Source organism: Pseudomonas sp. NPDC098747, from assembly GCF_044760045.1.
Lineage (GTDB): Bacteria > Pseudomonadota > Gammaproteobacteria > Pseudomonadales > Pseudomonadaceae > Aquipseudomonas.
The window spans coordinates 1-1,791 of record NZ_JBIWAL010000143.1 but is presented as its reverse complement, the minus strand read 5'-3'; the positions used below and the strand labels follow the sequence as shown (position 1 = coordinate 1,791).

Annotated in this window: 4 protein-coding genes; 1 reads left to right on the top strand and 3 read right to left on the bottom strand. The window is 57.5% G+C overall.

From position 1 onward, the window contains the following. Positions 1-336 (top strand): DUF1353 domain-containing protein (locus ACIQVE_RS29650; RefSeq protein WP_402815514.1); only part of this gene is annotated, 336 nt, incomplete at its 5' end. 262 nt (positions 337-598) lie between these two features. Here ACIQVE_RS29650 and ACIQVE_RS29645 read toward each other — a convergent pair. From ACIQVE_RS29645 to ACIQVE_RS29635, 3 genes are all read right to left on the bottom strand, one after another. Next, complete coding sequence (locus ACIQVE_RS29645; RefSeq protein ID WP_402815512.1) at positions 599-883, bottom strand: HigA family addiction module antitoxin; 285 nt, start codon at positions 881-883, stop codon at positions 599-601. Between the two features lie 12 nt (positions 884-895). Continuing rightward, entirely contained in the window at positions 896-1,174 is a 279-nt protein-coding gene (locus tag ACIQVE_RS29640) for a type II toxin-antitoxin system RelE/ParE family toxin (protein ID WP_402815510.1), read from the bottom strand. 366 nt (positions 1,175-1,540) lie between these two features. Then, a partial coding sequence (locus ACIQVE_RS29635; RefSeq protein WP_402815508.1) for a hypothetical protein occupies positions 1,541-1,791 on the bottom strand: 251 nt, incomplete at its 5' end.

Below are 1,791 nucleotides of genomic sequence, written 5' to 3'. Positions count from 1 at the left end.
TGGGTGCATGTGCCGGCGGGCTATCTCACTGATGGCGCCAGTGTCCCGCGCCTTTTCTGGTCGTTGATTCCGCCTTGGGGGGCGTACGGGCAGGCCGCCGTCGTGCACGACATCGTCTGCGAGTACCTGAGTGTCACCGTTGATGGCCAACCTCAACCCGTGACCCGCTCTGCGTGCGACCAGATTCTTCTGGAGGCCATGACCGTACTTGAGGTGCCCACGGTGAAGCGCAAGATCATATCGGGCTCTGTTGGTCTCTACCGGCGCTTCTCGGGTGTTGCGCATCCCACCAGCACGCCACAGAAGCGTGCATTGGAAGCGAACTGGGCCAGCTGAAAAACTTCCCATCTGGTAATCGTCATGATCGAAATGAGCCTGACCGAATACACCGAAAAAGTTTCGCGCGGGAGTTGTTCGAGCAGCACCGGGACAATGTGCAGGCGTTCCTGGAATCGGCTGACGGATGCAATGCGTGGGGATTGTTGGTAGAGGCGTTCCGGGCGTTTGTGGAGCCGTCGTCGCAGGCGGAGCAGCCGTTGGGTGGGCTGGAAGAGGAATGAAAAAGCCCCGCGATTGCGGGGCCTTGCTTTGGCGTGTGTTACGCCACTTTTAATCGTTCGATATGCGGCTGCTCGCGATGCTCCGCTTGCCATAGGTCGTACGCGGACTGCTCAGCCAGCCACTGGCGAGCGACTCCAAGGCCTGCCAGTTCGAGGCGATGGGCAAGATCTGCAGTGATGGCTGCATGACCATTCATCACGGTCGACAACTGGCCTCGCGAGTATCCAAGATGCTCCGCCAGCGCGGTGATGGTCATGTTGATGGCGGGCAATACGTCTTCGCGCAAAGCCTCGCCAGGGTGTGGTGGGTTGTGCATAGCCATGATGACCTCCTATCAGTGGTAGTCGAGATAATCGACGAGCTCAACATCTGAACCGTCGAAGCAAAAAATCAATCTCCAGTTTCCCGACACATTCACAGCCCAGAAGCCTTTTTCTTTTCCCTTTAGAGGGTGAAGGCGGTTTCCCGGACGGTCCATGCCTGCCGGCTCTGTGGCCACGTCCAGCGATGCCAGAAGACGAAGGAGGCGGGAAACGTGCTCAGCCTTGACTCCCTTGGCGTCGCCTTTGGTGTGAAGTGCCTTCAGGCCTTTATGTCGGAAGCTCTTAATCATGGGATTGATTGTAAGGCTAGGCCTTACACTTCGCAAGCATTAGCTTGTAATTGCTTGTGTTCTGATGAGTGGGTGAGCGTCGGCAGAACGCCGGAGAGGGAAAAAATCCCCGCGCTGTCTCTGGGGGGGCAGCGCGGGGCAAGAGCGTTTCATAGGAACGAAAAGGTTTGCATCGCAGCAAGCGTTTTCGCCCGCTACGCCTCGTGGAAGCCGCCATGAAATAGCCCCCTGCAAACCTGAGCGCTCGAGTATTAGAGATTGAATGCGCAAGGATGAAAAGTTAATAAATATCAAATATGTACATTTGAGCGTCGGCGGGACGCCGGAGAGGGTGCCCACGCTAATCAGCGCGGGCATGGGAAGAATCTAGACCGCGAAGCCTGCAAAGCTCAGGTTCCGTTTCCCCAACTGGTTCATGAGCTTCATGGTCAGTTGCAGGAGCTGCGGGGTAGGGATGTCGTGCTCGCTGAGGTGAGAGACGTGATCGATGAACTCGGCGGTGCTCATGATGCACTTGTCCAGCGGCAGCAGGCGGGTGTGTTGACCGCCTGACTTGTCGAAGGTGGTTAGCCAGCGCTGGACAGTCAGGGGCATGATCTCGGGAGCGGCTGACTTGC